Genomic DNA, 15,673 nt, shown 5'->3' on the forward strand with positions numbered 1-15,673 from the left:
GTGTTCAGAGGAGTGCGTGGCCGAAGGCGCCTCCGCCGGCTGCCAGGCCGTTCTGGCCCGGCACGTGGGCGGTCGCGGGGGCGGGGGTGCCGGTGCGACCGGCGGTGACGTTGCCCCAGGGCAGGATGTAGGCGGCTCCGTTCGGGGCGGTGTTCGGGACACCGACCCGCAGTCCGGAGGTGGCGGCGGCGAGCCGGGTACCGACGGCCTGCCCGGCGGTGGGGGTTCCGCCGAGGCCGGAGGCGTCGCCGGCCTGGACCCACTGGTCGCTGTCTCCGGGGGTGCCCAGGGGGTTGAACGTCTGGATCGCGCCCGCGTCGCCGGCGCCGGTGACGTCCTTGCCGGGGATGCCGACCGCGAGGACGAGGGTGGCGGGTGTGGCGGGGGCGTCGGGGGCGAGGTTGGTCAGGGCGAGGCTCTCGCCGAACCTGTCGCCGGTCTCGGCGACGCCCGCGACGCCCGCGGTGTCGGCGTTGACGGAGGTGGTGCGGGTGACCGTGCCTCCGGCGGCGATCCGGAAGGTGTGGACGTGGCCTGCCTGGTCGATGGCGGTGGAGCCCGCGGTGAGGCCCTCTCCGGGGGAGCCGACCGCAAGGAGGGTGTCGGTGGGGGCGGTGCCGCCGGTGGGGGTGTAGGCGACGGCGGCGAGGGAGCCGGCGAACCGGTCACCGGTCTCGGCGAGGCCGCTGACGACAGTGTCGTTCTGGTTGATGCCTTGGAGCGGGGTGGGCAGGCCCTGGGCGTTGGGTTCGTGGGAGAGGATCTGGAGGCTGCCGGCGTCGGCGGCGGCGCCGATGCCCTCGTGGGGTGAGCCGATCACGAGGTGGTGGGCGGAGCCGGTGAGGGTCGAGCCGAAGCGGTCGCCGTTCTCGTTGTCTCCGTCCATGCCGGGCTTGTTCTGGTCGGTGGCCACGATCGTGTTGCCGCGGAGGTAGTAGACCAGGCCCGCGTCCGTGACGGTGCCGAGGTCCTCGCCGGGCACGCCGATCGCCAGGTAGGGGTCGCCCTGGGCGGTGTGGCCTGCGGCGAGGGCGTGGCCGAGGCGGTCGCCGGTCTCGGGGACGGAGGACTTGATGGCGCCGTCGCCGGCGCCCTGCATCAGGTTGAGGGCGGGGGTGCCGGTGCCGAGTCCGCCGGGGGCTCCGTGGAGGACGTTGACGACGCCGGCGTCGACGGCGGTGCCGATGTCCTCGCCGGGGGTGCCGACGACGAGGTCGGCGCAGCCGTCCTTGTCGTGGTCGAAGACGGCGAGGGTCTCGCCGAAGCCGTCTCCCGTCTCGGAGTCGCCGGGGACGGAGGCGAGGTCCTGGTGGAGTTCGAGGGTGCCCTTGCCGCCGCCGTGGACGATCCGGACCGCACCGGCGTCGGTCTTGCCGTTGACGGTGGCCTTGGGGTCGCCGACGACGGTGTCCTCGATGCCGTCGCAGTTGAAGTCCGTCAGGCCGGTGGCGGGGCGGGTGACCTCGATACGCAGCCGGGGGGTGGTGGCGCCGGTGTAGGCGATGGGGGTGCCGGTGGTCTTGAGGAGGTTCTCCAGGTCCTCGATCGACTTGTCGGGGTTGGCCTGGCGCAGGATCGCCAGGGCGCCGGCGACGTGCGGGGCGGCCATGGAGGTGCCGTTCTTCGAGGCGTATCCCCCGCCGGGTATGGAGGAGACGATGGTGGTACCGGGGGCGAGGAGATCCAGGAGCGGGCCGCGGTTGGTGAACGAGGACAACTGGTCGTCGTCGGTGGTGGAGCCGACCGTGATCGCGGAGGGCACGCAGCCGGGGGCGCTGACGGCGTCGGCGTAGCCGTTGTTGCCGGCGGCGACGACGGTGGCCACCCCGGTGGCGCGCAGGGCGTCGACGATGGGCCGGCGCGCGTCGTTGGCGCATGCGGTGGTCCAGCGGCCGCCGCCCAGGCTGAGGTTGGCGGCGACGACGTTCGTGCCGGTCGCCCTCAGGGCGGACACCTTCTCCAGACCCTTGATCTGGGAACTGGTGAAGCTGAGGACGCACGGGCTGCCGCCGGGGCCGCAGTAGTCGTCGGTGGTGAACTTGGAGAACACCTGGATGGCGATGAGGTCCGCCCCGGGTGCGACGCCGCGGGCGGGCGCGCCGGTGATCCCGGTGCCGTTGCCGGCGGCGATGCCGGCGACGTGGGTGCCGTGGGAGCAGGCGGTGCCCAGGGTGGCGCAGGGTCCGGACTCCGCGTCGGCGCTGCCGGGTCCCTCCTGCTGAGGGCTGCCGTTGGGGCACAGGCTGCTCGCCCCGTAGGCGGTGTCGTTGACGGAGAAGCACGCCTCGGTCTTGACCCGGCCGGTGAGGAAGGGGTGTTTGGTGGCGACGCCGGTGTCGAGGACGGCCACGGCGGTGCCGGCTCCGGTCCTTCCGGCGGCGACCGCCCGGTCGCTGCCGATCTTGACGGTGGACTCGTCCAGGGTGGCGGGGACCGGCACGTCCTCGGTGACGCTGACGACGCCCGGCCGGGTGTTGAGGGCGGCGAGTCCGGCCCGGTCCACGCGCAGGGTGATGAGCGGCAGGGTGTCGTAGGAGACGAGGGTCTCGCCCGCCTCGGCGGCCGATGCCAGGTCGTCGCGCCCGTCGGTCAGGACGTTGACGCGGACGGTGCCGCCGTCCTGGGTGCTGTCGAACAAGGGGGCGTCCACGGGGCCGTCCTCGCCGCCGGCGGCGGTGGAGGAGGCGGGTGCGAACAGGGGGGCGGCGGTCGCGGGGACCGCGGCGAGCGTCAAGGCCGTCGCGGCGATGACCGAGGCCCACAAGGGTCTCTTCACGTACTGCTCCAAGGGGAAGGGCCGGGTGGGCCCACGAGGGGGGGGCGGGGCGGGGTGGGGGTGGGGCGAAGCCTGACGGGGTGAGGTGAGGCATGGGGGGGGTGAGGGGCCGCACGAGGGGCGGCATGAGGGGGGTGAGGGGCGGCGGGCGGGGGTGAGGGGCGGCGGGCGGCGCGGGGATCGCGGCGTCCGCCGCCTCCTTCTCACCGGGGCGCGTGCCGTGACGAAGGCCGGCTCATCGGGTGGTGCGGGCACCGCTCATCGGCGGATCCCGCGGCTCCCGGGGGCTGCGGCCGTGGCCTCAGGTCTCGTTCGCCCCGTTGCGCGGCGAGCCGAACTTGACCACGAACCGGTAGTACACGTACGCCGTGTTGCGGCAGGACACCATCTTGTTGCCGTACCTGGGGCAGGTGTACCAGTACAGCATCGAGTAGAAGGCGCTGTCGGCGGCCAGGCCCTTGTTGGAGTCCAGGTACCAGGTGTAGCGCTTGAGGGAGTTGCCGATCGTGCCGTAGGCGTAGTCGTGCGAGGCGCACGCGGGCTTGAAGTTCCAGCCGTTGGGCTCGTCCAGGGAGGACGTGCACCAGTCGTTGTAGATGCCGACGACCCGCTGGCCGGTGGGCGTCCAGAAGTAGTACGGGTAGCGCCAGCCGTAGTGGGCGACCTTCGTCGCGCAGTTGGAGTACCACAGGTACATCCAGGACTCGGGCGTGTTGCAGTAGGACGGGTTCGCGGAGGAGCCGTCCAACTCGGTGTCGGAGAAACCTGCCGCCGGCGGGGCCTGGCCGTTGTCCCCCTGCGCGATCGAGGGGGTCTGGCCCATCGGGGCCGCCGGGCCGGCGAGGTTGCCCGTCAGGTCCTCGGCGACCGGCGCCGCCCCGTCCCCGGAGAAGGTCAGCTTCCACGTGTCGCCGCCGTCGGTGGTGGCGGTGGCGAGGCGGTCCTGGTCGTCGTAGGTGTAGGAGTTGATCTGCTCGCCGGCGACCGGGTCGGTCACCTGGCGCAGCAGCTTGCCGTCGTCGTACCGGTAGCGCGCCAGGGTCTGCGTGGTCGACCCGACGGTCGCGGAGATCTCCTTGACCTGACCGGCGATGTCGCCCAGGGCGGAGCTCGTCGCGGTGGTCGTGGTGGCGTAGGAGACCGTGACGGTGGAGGCGGGTCGCTCGCCCAGGGCGGGCTCCTTCACCTGGGACACGCGGCCCACGCCGTCGTAGACGACCGTCGCGGACTGTGTCTCCTTGGACCCGGCGGTGACGATGCGCCAGTCGTCACCGCCGCCCGAGACCCGCTTCCACGTGTACGTGGGCTTGAGGTCGGCCGCCGAGACGGGGTTGCCCTGCGCGTCCTTGGGGGCGTCGTCGCCGGCGGGCGCGGTCGCGAGGTCCACGTTCGTGGTCTCGACGACGGTGCTCGTGAACTCGCCCGTCGCGTCGTTCCACACCGAGGAGTCGACGGCCTTCGAACCGTCCGCCGAGGTGTAGGTGGTGACGGTTCCCCCGTCCGGGGCGTCGAAGGTGTCGGTGAGCGAGTAGACGGTCTTCTCACCCGTGTCCAAGGCCGTCGTCGTCAGGGTGTTCCCGTTGATCGACAGGGAGCGTTGGAGTTGCCCGCCGAGGAAATCGGCCTCCCAGGACGGGCCGAACACGCCGAGGTCCGCACGCTGCGCCGGCGCGTCCTGGGCCTGCGCGGGGCCCTGCGCCCGGCCCGTCACCGAATGCACCCGGCCCATGAGTCCCAGGGCCACGTCGTTCTCCATGACGCGGTAGGTGTCGTCGGCCTCGGAGTACTGGCCGAGGCCGGGCTGGGAGAACACGCCGCTCTCTTGGACCGGCTCGGGCGCCTCCTGCGCGTTCGACTGCTGGGGAAGCAGCACGCTCAGGGACAGCGCCGCGACGAGGAGGGATGTCGTTCTTCGCATGGAATCGTCTTTCGTTCGTGGTCGGCCTTGGTCGACCGACACGTGATCTGTGGTTCTCCGCTCGCCTCCCAGCGCCGTGGCAAGGGAGGGAGAAGGAGGTTGTGGTGCGTTTCCGGGTGAGTACGCGTACTCATGGCGGCGCCGGACGCCGCTTGTACGGTGCGGGCATGCCACGACTCGCTCGCACCGTCATCGCACTCCTGGTGGGTGTCCTCGGCGTCTCCGCCTGTTCCGCGAACCCGCCCGCACCGGGGGCGCAACCCCGCGCCGCGGAGCTCGCCGGGGCCGACGACCCCACCGCGTTCGCGCGGTTCGCCGTGGAGGTCACCCGGGGGTGTCCGCCCCTGGACGGCGCGAAGACCGGCGATCCCCTCGGCCCGGAGACGGTTCCCGACCTGCCCCGACATCCCTCGGGCCGGCCGACCGCAGGGGCCGACGGCGCTCCCGTGCCGCTCCCCGCCGAGCCCCGGGTCACCGCCGGGAGCGGGACGGCGCGGGCGGTGGACCCGCTCGCACCGGTGTCGCTGGAGGGGCCGGAGCTGTGTCAGGCCGACAAGTTCACGGCCCACGCCGGCACGGCCCTGCGCGGCATCGCGGCGAACCCCGAAGCCGTCCGGGCCGCGCTCCGCCGCGCCGGTTACCCCGAGGAACGGATCGTGGCCATGAGCCCGGACGGGAAATCCCCGCGCGTCCGACTCGACCTCCGCCTCCATGACACCCGGATCGCGTTGGCCGTCACCCAAACCGACAACGGCCCGCTCGTCGAAGCGTTCGGCACGCCTCACGGAGTTCCCGTGGCCGAGGTCCGTCAGGGCCCGGGAGGCGCTCGGTGAGCCGGATCGCGCAGCCGACACCTCCGGGGGCGGTCCCGCCGGGGAGATCGGGAACATTGCCTCCGGGAACGGGACGAGCGGGAAGCGGACACGTGGGCGGCGTGGTTCTCACGACGCGGGCACGATCCCGCAGGGGGCGTGGATGAGAGGGAAGCGAGTCGAGGCATGCCCTCATCTTGATCATCCGGATCCCGCCCGAGAAGACGATCAGTCCGACTCGAACATGCCAGGACACGAAAGAGCCACCCCTCTGACCAGCCGATTTACCTTCCCTTGAAGTCCGTTTTCTATCGGTCTCAGAGCATCGGAACCCCCCGAACAGCAGGCGTTCGTCCGAGGGGTCGTTCCAGGGCCGCGTCGGCGCACGACGATCGCCGTGAGGAGGGCCGCGGCCGCCCAGAGCAACGCCGGGAACGCCGCCGCGGCTGGTGGTGACATCGAGTCGTCGGGGGTCGAGCCGGACCAGTGCGTGGCCAGGCGGTCGGGTAAGCGGTCCATGACGACGAGGGGAAGCGCCACGAGTGCCGCCGTCGCCCGCGTTATGCCTGCCGCCCACGCCGCCGTGCGCCTGGCTGTCCCGTGAGCCCCTCGTGTCGCGGTTCGTTCGGTCGTGAACGTCTCCCTGATCATGTCGAAGAGCCCGGCCCTGGCGGCCGGGCTGGTGGTCACGAGGGGGATGCCGCTTCGAGGCGGGCCTTGATTGCGGGGATGTTGTCCTTGACCCGGGTGTGGGCCGCTTGGCCGGCAGGGGTGATGCGCAGCCGGCCGTCGGGCGTGCGCGTGATCAGGGCACGGGTCATGAGGTCGGTGGCGTCCGAGAGGAGGTCGTCGCCGGGTAGGAGGTACTCCTCCAGCGCGTCGGTGAGTTCGTCGAGCCGGCGGGCGGAGGTGTTCGATCCCAGGTCGTTCGGGGCGAGGTGGCGCAGGATCCAGTACTGGGGCTGGGTCAGTCCCAGGGCCGTGAGTTCCGTGCGGATGAGGGCGATTCGGGCGAACGGATCCGTGGTCATGGGGACCAGCCTTCACCCTTGAGCACGGTCGAGGTCAAGGCCGTTGCCGGTGCGGGGTGGGACTACGGATGGCGGTGGAGGCTTCTCCACGCGCCTACGTTCCGGGGGTTCGCGCGGGGTTCGGGGGCGGTTGCGTGCACAGGCGGAGGCGGTTGGTGTCCGGGTCCGTGAGTTCGATCTGGCGGCCCCACGGGAGGTCCTCGACGGGGAGGTCGAAATCGACCGCGATCTCGTCCACGTCGCGGACCGCCAGGTGGAGGAGGGTTCCCGGGCGGGCGTCGCCCGTGTGCTCCGACAGGAACAGTCGGACGCCGCCCCGTGCCACCTCCACGAAGGCCGGGAGATCGGGCTCGAATCGGTGTTCCCAGGTCTTGGCGAAGCCCAGCCGGTCGTACCAGGCCACGGCCCGGGCGGCGTCGGCCACCCGCAGGATCGGGACGGCCTCCTCGGCCGGAACGTGCTCGTCGAGGGCGAGGTACTGGTCGAGATCGAGGCCCGCACTGGCCCGGCCGAGCCAGCCGATCAACTCCGGGGAGAGGAAGATCCCCTGCTCGCGCGCGTCCTCCGGATCGGAGATCCGCCGCACCAGGACGAGGGAGACGCGGCTGCCGCACTCGGCGACCAGCCGGCCGAGCGCGTCGGCGAAGGCGGCGCCCCAGGCCAGGATCGCGGGCTCGAAGTCCTCCGGACGGGTCACGGCCGTGTCCGTGTCCGGCGCGCCGGCGCGGGTGGGCGTCGCCTCGCGGATCCAGGTGGTGTGGGAGGCGAGGGGTCCGCCGGGACGTCCTCGGGTGCCTCGGGCGCGGACCGAGTCGGGCTCGACGCCCAGGCGGTCCGTGATCTCCTCGGGCGTGAGGGCGTCGTCGACGACCCGGAGGTGGGCACGGAAGACGGTCTGGGGCGCGGGGTTCGCGTGGCGGGCCTGTCGGGGGTGGATGGTCATGGTGACGATCATCCCCTGCCCTGAGGTGGTCCCTTGCGACGCGTGCGGGCCCCGACACGGGTACTCGTGTCGGGGCCCGCACGGTGTGCCGGGGAGGTGGGTCAGCCGCGGACGATGTTCTCCGCCTGCGGGCCCTTCTGGCCCTGGGTGACGTCGAAGGTCACCTTCTCGCCCTCGACGAGCTCGCGGTAGCCGCCGCCGGAGATGTTGGAGTAGTGGGCGAAGACGTCGGGGCCGCCGCCGTCCTGCTCGATGAACCCGAAGCCCTTCTCCGAGTTGAACCACTTCACGATGCCACTGGCCATGCTCATGTCCTTCAACGTCACGATGGGCCCCGGTCGGGGCCCGGCAGGAAAGAGGAGCGGCGGCCTCTCACCAAGAGGTGCCCCGTACTCCGGTCGACACTCTCGCACGATGACCCGGCGGTACGAAAGTGTGAGCCCGAAACAGGATCAACGGATCCTCGTGAGGAGTGGTCCGGGGAGGTGGGCAGGGCCTTGGGGGCGGTGCCGGCGATCTTCGGCGGGAGTGGGGCCCGAGCCTGGTGTCACGCGGGCCTCGGTGTCGGTTTCGGCGCCGGTTTCGGCAGGGGGTGGGGTGTGTCGGTGGGTTGTCGGTGGGGTGTCGGTGGGGGCGCGCACTGTAGCGGGTACGGACCTGGGAGGGCTTGTGACGATCAGTTTGCGATCCGGGGACACGGTCGTGTTCGCCGGTGACTCCATCACCGACTGCCGACGGCGGGTCAGCGAGGACGGGCTCGGGTTCGGGTATCCGTCGCGCGTCGCGGGCGAGTGGGGGCTGCGGCATCCGGACCGGGACGTGACCTGGGTGAACACCGGCGTCTCCGGGAACAGGGTCGCGGAGTTGGAGGCGCGTTGGCAGGCCGACGTGCTCGACCTGCGGCCCGATGTGGTGTCACTCCTCGTCGGCGTCAACGACACCGCTCTGCCCACCCTGGACCCGAGGGTGCGTCCGGTCTCCACGTCGGAGTTCGCGGAGGGCTACGACCGGCTGTTGGCGCCGCTGGCGGCGGCCGGGACGGCGCTGATCCTCGTCGAACCGTTCCTGCTGCCGGTCGGCGGTGTGATCGAGGCCGGGGAGGGGGTGCTCGTCGACGAGGCGGCGCGGGTGCGGTGGCGCGCCGATCTGGACCCGAGGATTCGTGTCGTGCGCGAGCTCGCGCGCCGGTACGACGCCCGGTTGGTCGAGGCCGACCGGCTGTTCGCCGGGTTGGTGGCGCGGACCGGGGATCCCGGGCACTGGGCGGCGGACGGGGTGCACCCCACGTCGGCGGGTCACGCCGCGCTGACCGCGGCGTGGCTTGAGCAGGTCGCCTGACGGGCCGCCTTCGGGCGCGGCCGTTCGACGGCGAGCGTCCGTTCTCGGGCGGGAGTGGCCGCCGTGGGTGGGGCGCCGTCGGCGTGAGGGCCGCGAACGCGGATGCGCCGGGGGCATCGGGGCGGGCAGGGTGGGGGGATGAACCGTGAACGGATCTCCGCGATCGCCCATGCCGACCATCCGATCAAGGCGCCTTTGGACGACGTGTCCGTGCGCCTGTTGTTGGACCACGTGATCCGGCGTGGGGACGAACGGGTCCTCGACCTGGGGTGCGGCACCGGCGAGTGGTTGCTGCGCGCCCTGGTCGCGCACCCGGGGGTGTGGGCGGAGGGCGTCGACGTCTCGGGGGTCTCGCTGGAGCGGGCCCGACAGGCGGCGGAGCGGCTCGGCGTCGGGGAGCGGCTCGTGCTGCACGAGCGGGAGGCCGCCGGGTACGTGTCCGACGGGCCGTTCGACGTGGTGTTGTGCGTGGGTTCCACCCATGCGTTCGGTGGGCTGCTGCCGGCTCTGGGGGCGATGCGGGAGCACGTGGCGCCGGGTGGCCGCGTGCTGGTGGGGGACGTGTTCTGGGACGGGGTGCCCTCGCAGGAGGCGGTCGGGCTCTTCGGTGAGGTGCAGGATCTCGCGGGCACCGTGGAGCGGGTCGTGGCCGACGGGTGGGTTCCGCTGCGGGGGCACGTCAGCGACCGGCGGGAACTCGACGCGTACGAATGGGCGCTGTGGGGATCGTTGGGGGCTTGGGCGTTGGAGCGTCCCGGTGATCCCGACAGCGCCTCCGCGCTCGAAACGGCCGCCTCCCGGCTGTCCGAGTGGCTGCGTGTGTATCGCGACGGTTTCGGCTTCCTCAGCCTCGTCCTGGGGCGGGTTCCGGGTCAGGAGCGGGAGTAGGAGCCGATTCCGACGAGGCAGTACACGTATTCGTTGATGACGGTGCCGCCCATGGTGTAGCGGCTGGAGAAGCCGTATTCCGTGCGCGGGTACTCGTCGCAGCGGTCCATGTCGGAGGTCATCGGGATGGAGCCGATGACCCGGTAGTGGGCCTCGGACGAGGAGCAGGACACCTCCTTGACGTCGTCGTCCACGCGTTGCGCCGTCGTGGAGTTCGGCAGTTCGCCGCTGAGGCAGGTGTCGCGGGTGAAGGGCCTGACCGCGGGGGTCTCGGGAGTCGCGGACGGGGTGGGGGGCTGGGCTTCCGTGGTCTGCGGTTCCGAGGTCTGGGGCTCCGTGGTTTCCGGGGTTGCGGAGGAGGGGGGTGTGGGGGCGGGGGTGGGTGCGTCGTAGGTGGGTGGGAGGTAGGGGGCGGACGGGGTCGTCGTGGTGGAGGCGGATGCCTTGTCGTCGCTGTCGTCGCCGGTGCCGAGGGTGAGGAAGGCGACGAGGGCGGCGACGCAGATGCCGACGCCGATCAGGCATCCGACGCCCTTGGACCCGCCGGTCGTGGGGGGTGGGGGCGGCGGGGTCGGTCCCGGGGTTCGCGTGGGGATGGGGCGGGTGGCGAAGGGGTTGCCGTGGCCCGGCGGTTGGGGGGTGGGGGGCCGGGGGTGCGCGGCCGCGGTCGGCGTCGGTGCGGGTGCGGGTGTCGGCGGGCGCTGGGTCGGGGGGCGGTCGGTGATGGGCTGCGGGGTCGCGGATATCCGGACGTGCGCGACCACCTCGGTGTCCCCCACGCGGAGGTGGACCGCCTCGCCGTCCTCGGTGTTGGAGGGGATGCGCACGCGGGCGGGCCCGTGCGCCAGGGTGACCGTGAGGATGACTCCGCGAGCGGCCTGCTCCGGGGTGATCGTGACGTCGATTTCCTGTGCGGGCATCAACTGCTCCTGGGGGCGCGGTAGATGGGCCGCCGTGCGGCCCCCTCCGCATTGTGGCCCGGATGCCGCGTCCACGCAGCAGTTCGGTCGAAGCCTCTCGGGTCACCCTGTCGACGAGCTCGGGGCTCGTTCGTCGGGGTGGCCGGGGTAGACGTGCCGCGGGGTGACGATGGTGGTGATGGCCTGGCCGAAGAGGGTGCTGGGTTCCTGGTTGTCGGTGCGGATGTCGGTGTTGAGGAGGACGACCATGGTGGCGTCCGCTTCGGGGAGGTACACGGGGAGGACCTCGTAGCCGGGCAGGGATCCGTTGTGGCCGATCCAGCCCTGGACGTTGAAGATGCCGAGGCCGTAGCCGTCGCCGGGGAGGTCCATGGGGGTGGTCTTGAGGCGTTCGGCCTGGGTGGCGGGGGTGAGGAGGGTGCCGGTGGCCAGGGTGCGGGCCCAGCTCTTGAGGTCGTCGAGGTCGGAGATCATGGCGCCGGCGGCCCAGCCCCAGGAGGGGTTCCAGTCGGTGGCGTCCTCGACCTTGCCCGAGGCGGTCTGGTCGGTGTAGCCGTGGGCGTGGGGGTCGGGGAACTCGGCGCCGGTGGGGAACAGGGTGTGGCGCAGCCCGGCGGGGGCGACGACGTCGTGCGCGATGACCTCGTGCAGGGGTCGGCCGGTGACCTTCTCGACGACGAGGCCGAGGAGGACGAGGTTGGTGTTGCTGTAGAAGAACTTGGCGCCGGGTTCGAACATCACCGGGTGGGCGAAGGCGTAGTCGAGGAGTTGGCGGGGGGTGAAGGGGTGGGTGGGGTCGGCTTCGAGGGCCTTGATGAACTTCGGGTCGAAGCTGTAGCTGTAGAGGCCGCTGCGCATGCCGGCGAGTTGCCGCAGGGTGATGCGGTCGCCGTTGGGGACGCCCGCGATGTAGGTGCCGATGGGGTCGTCGAGTCGGACCTTGCCCTGGTCGACGAGTTGGAGGAGGGCGGTGACGGTGAAGGTCTTGGTCTCGCTGCCGATCCGGAAGAGCAGGTCGGTGGTCATGGGGGCGCCGGTGGCGCGGTCGGCGGTGCCGAAGGTGCGGACGTAGCTGCCCTTGCCGGCCGCCCAGAGGCCGACGACGGCGCCGGGGACCTTGGTGACGCGCATGACCTCGCGGATGGCCGTGTCCAGGCGGGCCGCGACGGCGGGGGTGAGGCGGGGGAAGTCGTCGCCCGGTGAGGGGGTGGCCGTGGGTACGGGGGACGGCGGGTCGGCCGCGTGGGTGGTGGCCGTCGCCGCCGGGATCAGGAGCACGGCGGTGGCGGCGGCGGTCGCGCAGAGGCGACGCAGCCGGGTGGGGGTGGGTGTCACGGCGCGGCCTCCTGTGGTCGGGCACGAGGATCCGGGCAGCATCCTCAGGTTAGGCGGCCGGTGGGGGCGCCGCCATGTGGGCCGTGGGGTCGGTGGGGCGACCGGGAGGGTGCTCCGGGTCGCCCCGCCGGGTGGGCGCGTCGTGTGCCGGGGGGTCAGAGGGTGTGGACGTAGCGGGCCAGGGGGAGGGCCTGGGCGCCGGTGAAGGTGCGGTCGGGGGTGATGGGGGTGATGGTGACCCAGCCTTGGTCGAGGCGTTTGTGGTCGGCGTCGGGTTTGGTCTCGGGGCGGCAGGTGGGGGCGCCTGGGGTGCACAGGGAGCCGGCGATGGTGAAGGTGGCGCCGTCGTCGGAGGTGTAGGCGTTGCGGATGAGTTTGCGGGTGCCCACGGAGGTCCAGGCGGTGCCTCGGGGGCGCTGGTCCTCGGCGAGGTGGGGGTAGTTGACGTTGACGACGAAGGCGGGGGTGAGCAGGGCCCTGCGGTGGAGGCGGGCGATGAGGTCGGCGCCGTATTCGGCGGTGCGCCGGTAGGTGGTGTCGGTGACGGCCGGTCGGTCGAGGTCGGGGCCGTAGGAGCTGTTGAGGGCGACGGCGGGGATCCCTTCGTCGATGGCGGCGAGGGCGGCGCCGACGGTGCCGGACTCGTTGACGACGGAGGCGATGTTGGGGCCGAAGTTGGCGCCGGTGACGACGAGGTCGGGGCCGTCCTTCCAGCCGGCCTTGGCCGCGAGGGCGCCGCCGAGGGCGAGGCGGACGGTGTCGGCGGGGGTGGCGCCGGGGCCGGCGGGGGTGCAGGGGGCCACGCCTTTGCAGACCCCGTAGACCGCGCCGCGGGCGGGGGCGCGGGAGCAGTCGTTCTCGTAGCCGGCGGGCAGGGTGGTGCGGTGTTCGAGGCTGAGGCGGCCGCTGCCGGTGGCGCTGGTGCCGGCGCCGCTCTGGCCGGAGGCGGGTGCCATGACGACGACGTCGGCGCCGGCGGCGCAGAGGGCTCGACGGACCTCGTACAGGCCCTTGCCGTCGGAGGCGTCGGGGCGGGCCATGCGCATGGAGTCGTCGTTGCCGAGCAGGACGCGCAGGCCGGCGAGGGGGGCGCGGGAGGTGGTGGGGAGGGTGGGGGTGGAGGCGTGCGCGGTGCCGAGGGTGGTGGCGAGGAGGGCGGCGGTGGTGAGGGTGGTGAGGGTTCTGGGTCTGGAGGGGTTCACGGCTGGGCTCCGGGTGGGTGGGAGGGGTGGAGCGGGTCAGCGGACGCCGCGGACGCGGAGGGCGCCGAGGGCGCCGATGAGGGAGATGGCCGCGGCGGTGGGGAAGAGGGCTCCGTAGCCGCCGGCGCCGACGATCCAGCCGGCGACGGCGGGGGCCAGGATCTGGGGGCCGGCGTTGGCGATGTTGATCAGGCCCATGTCCTTGCCGGCGTCGGCGGCCTTGGGCAGGACGGCGGTGATGAGGGCCATGTCGACGGCCATGTACACGCCGAAGGCGAGGCCGCCGACGATGTTGTAGGCGATCATGCCGCTCTCGGTGGGCGCGACCATGGGGATGACGAGGGCGAGGGCCGCGACGATCCCGGAGCCGAGGACGAAGGGTTTGATCCGCCCGACGCGGTCGACGAGGGGGCCGATGAGCACGGAGGCGAGGACCGTGCAGAGGGCGTTGACGATCATCAGGAAGCCGACGGTGGGCAGGAGGTCGTCGGCGGGGATCTTGATGTGGTCGTCGAGCAGGAACATGTTGTACGTGACGACGATGAAGTAGCCCAGCAGGACGCCGAGGCGGGAGACGAAGGCCCAGCCGAAGTCGGGGTGGGCGCGCAGGTCCACGCGGAAGCCGGCGAGGAAGCGGGCGGGGCTGAAGGGCTCGCGGGGCAGGTCGCGGCTGTCGCGGTCGGGTGAGGCCAGGGTGAAGAGCAGGGCCGCGGCCACGACGACGGCCGCGATGAGGTAGTAGCCGGCGGCACCGGTGAAGCGGCCTCCGAAGCCGCCGATGACCCCGTCGGTGCCGAACTTCGCGCCGGGCACCCCGCCGATGACGAGGGCGCCGGCGATGGTGCCCAGGGGTATGCCGAGTCCGACGAGGGCGGAGAAGGTGCCGTATTTGCGGGTGGGCACGCGGTCGGGCATGACGGCGGTGAGGGCGGCCTGGTAGCCGTTCATGATGAATTGGACGACGCCCCAGCTCAGGCCGAGGGTGGCGATGGTCGCGGCGTGGGCCTGGGCGATCAGGGCCAGGGCGCCGAGGACGGCGCACAGCAGGATCCAGGGGCCGCGGCGACCGAAGCGGGAGCGGGTGCGGTCGGAGAGCTGGCCGAAGACCGGGTTGCCGATGGTGGCGAGGACGGCGCCGATGGCGCCGGCGACGGCGAGGGCCCCGGCGTCGTTGGTGCCGGTGATCCGGGCGACCTGGATCGGGAGGAGGAAGCCTCCGATGCCCATCCACAGCAGGTAGAGGGCGATGTTGGCCACGGGCAGGGTGAGGTGGAGGAGGGCGAGTCCGCGCCCTTCGGGGGGTGCGGGGGCGGGCGTGGCGGGTCTGAGGGCGGAGGCGGTGCCTTCGGGAAGTGAACGGCTCATGTGGGTTCCTCGCCGTGCGGTGCCGGAACGGGTGGGGGCGCGGGGATCGGGGACGACGTGTGGGGGGGGTCGCCGTGACCGGGGGTTCTGGGTCCGCGTTGACGGGGAGCCTAGGCTTACACGTGTCAGCGCGGGAAGAGCGGTGCACGGGCGCTATCAATTCGTGATGTGAACGGACGCCGGGGCGGTTCGAGGCGGTGTCACGGGTGGGGTGACGCGCGGGGCGGGGCCCGGAGGGGGGTCGGGCGGGGGTGACGGTGGGTCATCGGGGCTGCCGGGGAGGGGCGTTGTCAGTGGCGCTGCGTAGCGTCGGGGGTGTTCGAAAGGCTTCTTCCGACAGGAGTGGATCGTGGCGATCAACCATGCCCAGAACCGGCTGCGGGTGGTACTGACCGATGTGAACGAGGACGTGGTGCGGGCGTGGCGCTCGGCGTTCGCGGACACGCCGGGGGTCGAGATACGGCGCGGTTCCCTGCTCGACGTGGACGTGGACGCGTGGGTGACGCCGACCAACGCGCGGGGGCGGATGGACGGCGGGGTGGACGCGCTGATCAAGCGGCGGCTCGGGGCGGGCATCCAGGTGCGGGTGCAACGGGCGATCCGTGAGCGGTTCGGCGGGTCGCTGCCGGTGGGGGCGGCGGTGTGCGTGCCCTCGGGCGCCGAGGTGCCGAGGTTCCTGATCTCGACGCCGACGATGGTGGGCTCGGCCCAGGACATCAGCGAGACGGGGAACGTGGCCCTGGCGTGCGCGGCGGCGTTCCAGGCCGTGCACGAGCGCAATCGGCTGCGGCCGGGGTCGATCCGGTCGGTGGCCCTGGTCGGGATGGGGGCACGGACGGGCGGGGTGCCGGCGGCGGTGTGCGCGAACCTGATGTGGACCGGGCACGCCCTGTTCCGGGACCACGCGTTCGCGGACCACGAGGATCTGCGGGCCACCGTCTTGGCGCAGTTGGCGGACATCGAGGACGCCGCGTCCACCGCCCGTCGGGTTCGTCTCACCGTGCCGCAGCGGCCTGCCTTTCGTCACTGACCCGGAAGCCGGCACGGCCTCGGCGCCGTCGTCCGGTCACGTCGCCGGGGTGGTTCCCGGCAGCACGTCCCAGGGCCCCTCGGGGGCCGACACCGTCAAGGATTCGGGGAGTACG

Annotated in this window: 14 protein-coding genes and 1 pseudogene; 4 read left to right on the forward strand and 11 right to left on the reverse strand. The window is 72.5% G+C overall.

The window, feature by feature from the left end; all coding sequences use genetic code 11:
• Positions 1-4: 4 nt before the first annotated feature.
• Both ACN20G_RS00070 and ACN20G_RS00075 read right to left on the reverse strand, forming a co-directional pair.
• Positions 5-2,776: a S8 family peptidase gene (locus ACN20G_RS00070; RefSeq protein ID WP_424210603.1), complete on the reverse strand. Its 2,772-nt coding sequence runs from the start codon at positions 2,774-2,776 to the stop codon at positions 5-7.
• A 301-nt stretch (positions 2,777-3,077) separates the two neighbouring features.
• Positions 3,078-4,694, reverse strand: a complete 1,617-nt coding sequence (locus tag ACN20G_RS00075; RefSeq protein ID WP_424210604.1) for a phospholipase A2 — start codon at positions 4,692-4,694, stop codon at positions 3,078-3,080.
• Positions 4,695-4,861: 167 nt separating this feature from the next.
• On the opposite strand from ACN20G_RS00075, the gene ACN20G_RS00080 reads away from it, so the two are divergent.
• Positions 4,862-5,527 (forward strand): hypothetical protein, encoded by a 666-nt coding sequence (locus ACN20G_RS00080; RefSeq protein WP_424210605.1) that lies wholly within the window; start codon positions 4,862-4,864, stop codon positions 5,525-5,527.
• 207 nt (positions 5,528-5,734) lie between these two features.
• Here ACN20G_RS00080 and ACN20G_RS00085 read toward each other — a convergent pair whose 3' ends face one another.
• The 5 genes and pseudogenes from ACN20G_RS00085 to ACN20G_RS00105 form a co-directional block, all read right to left on the reverse strand.
• Entirely contained in the window at positions 5,735-6,157 is a 423-nt protein-coding gene (locus tag ACN20G_RS00085) for a DUF1648 domain-containing protein (protein WP_424215303.1), read from the reverse strand.
• Positions 6,158-6,192: 35 nt separating this feature from the next.
• The gene (locus tag ACN20G_RS00090) at positions 6,193-6,537 is read right to left on the reverse strand and encodes a hypothetical protein (protein ID WP_424210606.1); all 345 of its coding nucleotides are present in this window, start codon (positions 6,535-6,537) and stop codon (positions 6,193-6,195) included.
• Between the two features lie 94 nt (positions 6,538-6,631).
• Positions 6,632-7,060 carry a glyoxalase superfamily protein gene (locus tag ACN20G_RS00095; protein ID WP_424215304.1) on the reverse strand — a complete coding sequence of 143 codons (429 nt, stop codon included), beginning with the start codon at positions 7,058-7,060 and terminating at the stop codon, positions 6,632-6,634.
• Positions 7,037-7,492: pseudogene (locus ACN20G_RS00100) on the reverse strand (DUF4279 domain-containing protein); the annotation flags it as partial. The pseudogene ACN20G_RS00100 and the gene ACN20G_RS00095, both read right to left, overlap by 24 nt.
• Positions 7,493-7,581: 89 nt before the next feature.
• Positions 7,582-7,785 (reverse strand): cold-shock protein, encoded by a 204-nt coding sequence (locus tag ACN20G_RS00105; protein ID WP_424215305.1) that lies wholly within the window; start codon positions 7,783-7,785, stop codon positions 7,582-7,584.
• A gap of 364 nt (positions 7,786-8,149) precedes the next feature.
• Here ACN20G_RS00105 and ACN20G_RS00110 point away from each other — a divergent pair, with 364 nt between their 5' ends.
• On the forward strand, positions 8,150-8,818 hold the full coding sequence (locus ACN20G_RS00110; protein WP_424210607.1) for an SGNH/GDSL hydrolase family protein: 669 nt from the start codon (positions 8,150-8,152) through the stop codon (positions 8,816-8,818).
• Between the two features lie 138 nt (positions 8,819-8,956).
• Positions 8,957-9,706 (forward strand): SAM-dependent methyltransferase, encoded by a 750-nt coding sequence (locus ACN20G_RS00115; protein ID WP_424210608.1) that lies wholly within the window; start codon positions 8,957-8,959, stop codon positions 9,704-9,706.
• Here ACN20G_RS00115 and ACN20G_RS00120 read toward each other — a convergent pair.
• The 4 genes from ACN20G_RS00120 to ACN20G_RS00135 form a co-directional block, all read right to left on the reverse strand.
• Positions 9,691-10,626 (reverse strand): LppU/SCO3897 family protein, encoded by a 936-nt coding sequence (locus tag ACN20G_RS00120; RefSeq protein WP_424210609.1) that lies wholly within the window; start codon positions 10,624-10,626, stop codon positions 9,691-9,693. The genes ACN20G_RS00115 and ACN20G_RS00120 overlap by 16 nt on opposite strands.
• 102 nt (positions 10,627-10,728) lie before the next feature.
• Positions 10,729-11,961, reverse strand: coding sequence for a serine hydrolase domain-containing protein (locus ACN20G_RS00125; RefSeq protein ID WP_424210610.1), 1,233 nt, complete (start codon positions 11,959-11,961; stop codon positions 10,729-10,731).
• A gap of 155 nt (positions 11,962-12,116) precedes the next feature.
• Complete coding sequence (locus ACN20G_RS00130) at positions 12,117-13,163, reverse strand: 5'/3'-nucleotidase SurE (protein ID WP_424210611.1); 1,047 nt, start codon at positions 13,161-13,163, stop codon at positions 12,117-12,119.
• A 36-nt stretch (positions 13,164-13,199) separates the two neighbouring features.
• Complete coding sequence (locus ACN20G_RS00135) at positions 13,200-14,528, reverse strand: MFS transporter (RefSeq protein WP_424210612.1); 1,329 nt, start codon at positions 14,526-14,528, stop codon at positions 13,200-13,202.
• Between the two features lie 349 nt (positions 14,529-14,877).
• On the opposite strand from ACN20G_RS00135, the gene ACN20G_RS00140 reads away from it, so the two are divergent.
• Positions 14,878-15,558 carry a macro domain-containing protein gene (locus ACN20G_RS00140; RefSeq protein ID WP_424210613.1) on the forward strand — a complete coding sequence of 227 codons (681 nt, stop codon included), beginning with the start codon at positions 14,878-14,880 and terminating at the stop codon, positions 15,556-15,558.
• The last annotated feature ends 115 nt before the right edge of the window (positions 15,559-15,673 follow it).

Source organism: Streptomyces dryopteridis, from assembly GCF_049606955.1.
Lineage (GTDB): Bacteria > Actinomycetota > Actinomycetes > Streptomycetales > Streptomycetaceae > Streptomyces.

Bases quoted from the DNA above. Each gene is read 5' to 3' on its own strand.
- ACN20G_RS00075 (WP_424210604.1), bottom strand. From the start codon at position 4,694: ATGCGAAGAACGACATCCCTCCTCGTCGCGGCGCTGTCCCTGAGCGTG.
- ACN20G_RS00080 (WP_424210605.1), top strand. From the start codon at position 4,862: ATGCCACGACTCGCTCGCACCGTCATCGCACTCCTGGTGGGTGTCCTC.
- ACN20G_RS00085 (WP_424215303.1), bottom strand. From the start codon at position 6,157: ATGATCAGGGAGACGTTCACGACCGAACGAACCGCGACACGAGGGGCT.
- ACN20G_RS00090 (WP_424210606.1), bottom strand. From the start codon at position 6,537: ATGACCACGGATCCGTTCGCCCGAATCGCCCTCATCCGCACGGAACTC.
- ACN20G_RS00105 (WP_424215305.1), bottom strand. From the start codon at position 7,785: ATGGCCAGTGGCATCGTGAAGTGGTTCAACTCGGAGAAGGGCTTCGGG.
- ACN20G_RS00115 (WP_424210608.1), top strand. From the start codon at position 8,957: ATGAACCGTGAACGGATCTCCGCGATCGCCCATGCCGACCATCCGATC.
- ACN20G_RS00120 (WP_424210609.1), bottom strand. From the start codon at position 10,626: ATGCCCGCACAGGAAATCGACGTCACGATCACCCCGGAGCAGGCCGCT.
- ACN20G_RS00135 (WP_424210612.1), bottom strand. From the start codon at position 14,528: ATGAGCCGTTCACTTCCCGAAGGCACCGCCTCCGCCCTCAGACCCGCC.